Source organism: Pandoraea sp. E26 (assembly GCF_000681415.1).
Taxonomy (GTDB): Bacteria; Pseudomonadota; Gammaproteobacteria; order Burkholderiales; family Burkholderiaceae; genus Pandoraea; species Pandoraea pnomenusa.
The window spans coordinates 1-2,163 of sequence record NZ_AYXJ01000069.1 but is presented as its reverse complement, the minus strand read 5'-3'; the positions used below and the strand labels follow the sequence as shown (position 1 = coordinate 2,163).

The window sequence follows — 2,163 nt, the reverse complement described above, 5'->3', positions numbered from 1 at the left end:
GCCAGCGCCACAATATTCGCCTTTGCGTGGACAACGCCGGCCATGTCGAGGACCACGTCGACACCTCGCTGTCCGGTGACTTCAAGCGTGCGCTGGGCGAAGTCCTCCGTGCGGTAATTGAACGCGGCGCGCGCGCCGAACGATCGCGCCATCGCGCATTTCTCGTCGGTGCCGCACGTCGCATAGACCTCGTGTCCAAACGCACTCAGTAGCTGAATGGCAACGCTGCCGACGCCGCTGGTGCCGCCATGAATCAGTACGCGCTCGCTCGCCTGCAGGCGCGCCACGTTAAAGAAGTTATGCCATGTCGTGAATAGCGCCTCGGGCAGTGCGCTCGCCTCGATCATTGTCATCCCGTGCGGGACCGGCAGCGTCAGCGCTTCGTCGGCGACGGCATAGCTGGCATAACCGCCCCCATCGATCAGCGCGCAGACGGCATCGCCAGGCTTGCGATGCGACACATGCTCACCGACGGCAACGATGCGACCGGCCACCTCGAGTCCCGGAATATCGCTGTGACGGCCATCCGGGCCGCGCCGGCGCTGATTCACGTCGTGACGATTCACGCCGGCGGCCGCAACTTCGATCAACACCTGCTGCGGTCCGCAGGTCGGCACCGGTTCAAGTCGCGGCTGGAGCACCTCGGGGCCACCGGCCGCGGTGATCGCCATGGCGAGCAGCCGATCCGCATTGCCTGACGTGACGCCGTTCATTGCATCCCCATCCGTTCCGCCATACGCGCCTGCCACGTTGCACGTGGCTCAAACCCCGGCAGTTGCCGCGCATGGGCTTCCACCGCTGCCATCAGCACGTCGTCGGGTTGCGAGAAGTCCACCGGCACGCGCATGGGTTGACTGACATACCACGGCGTGTCGATGAACAGCTCAAGACGATTGCCCTCAGGGTCCCGCGCATAAATCGACACGGCGTTGCCGTGCGTGATCGGATGAATATCAGTCGCACCGGCATCGGTCAGCCGGGCGTACAGGCCCTTGAGGGTCGCCAGACTGTCGGCACGCAGGGAGATCTGGTTGATCACGTTGAAGCCCGACGTGTCCGGTCGCCCCGTGGCCAGCACGATCTGGTGATGCTCCTGGGGGTCGCGGCTCAGAAAGATCAGTTCCAGATCGCCTGACGGGCCGGTCAGTTTGCCCGAGTCGGTAATCGTGAACTCGAGCAATTCCGTATAGAAGCGCGCCATGCGCTGGATGTCGCACACGTAGAACCCGACGTGGCTGAAGCTCAAACCTTTACGCATCGACTCCTCCTTTCAAATTATCTAATTGTGATAATAATGCAAATTATATTTGACAGTAAAGTGCCACGGATCTATATTTTGTCCAATAGTGATATTTAAGAAAAATCAATGGGAGGCGAGGGTGGTAGACGTCGTGGTCATCGGTCTTGGCCCGGTCGGCGCAACGCTGGCCAATTTGTTGGGGCGCGCGGGAATATCGGTGGTGGTACTCGAACGGGAGCCTGCGGTGTATCCGCTGCCCCGCGCGGTGCATTTCGATGCCGAGTGCATGCGGGTGTTCGATGCCATTGGCGTCGCCCCGGCGCTGGCGGAGCATTGCCGGGTGTCGCCCGGTATGAAGTTCGTGAATGCCGATGGCAAGTTGCTGGTCGATTGGCAGCGTCCCGAAGGGATCGGGCCGCAGGGCTGGAACAGTAGTTATCGCTTCCATCAACCGGATCTCGAACGCATTCTGCGCGAGCGTCTGGCGACGCATGCGTGCGTCGATGTGCGTCTGCGCAGCGAAGTGTTCGCGCTCGATGAGCACACCGATCACGTGCAGGTGCGCTATGAAGACCTGTCATGCGGCGCGTTGCGCGAGGTCCGGGCGCGTTACGTGATCGGCGCGGATGGCGCGCGCTCACTTGTGCGTCGCATGATCGGCAGCGAAATGGTCGATCTGGGCTTGCATGAGCGCTGGCTGGTCTTCGACGCGCTACTCAAGCGCGACTGGAACGTGCTTGGGGAACACAGCGTGCAGTTCTGCGATCCGGCCCGGCCCGCCACCTATGTGCGCGGCGTGGACAACCGGCGCCGATGGGAAATCATGCTGCGTCCGGGTGAGGACGCCGCGCGATTCGCTCAGGCGGAGAACGTCTGGTCGATGCTGAAGAAGTGGATTACCCCCGACGACGCCGATCTCGAAC

General features: G+C 62.2%; 3 protein-coding genes. 1 reads left to right on the top strand and 2 read right to left on the bottom strand.

The annotated features are described in order from the left end of the window. Both W930_RS0125080 and W930_RS0125075 read right to left on the bottom strand, forming a co-directional pair. The coding region (locus W930_RS0125080; protein ID WP_051610677.1) for a zinc-binding dehydrogenase at nt 1-713 on the bottom strand (713 nt) is incomplete at its 3' end. Continuing rightward, a complete protein-coding gene (locus tag W930_RS0125075) occupies nt 710-1,258 on the bottom strand; it encodes a VOC family protein (RefSeq protein WP_023594862.1) in 549 nt (182 codons plus the stop codon). The genes W930_RS0125075 and W930_RS0125080, both read right to left, overlap by 4 nt. Before the next feature lie 121 nt (nt 1,259-1,379). On the opposite strand from W930_RS0125075, the gene W930_RS0125070 reads away from it, so the two are divergent. Continuing rightward, on the top strand, nt 1,380-2,163 hold a 784-nt coding region (locus tag W930_RS0125070; RefSeq protein WP_028731415.1), incomplete at its 3' end, for an FAD-dependent monooxygenase.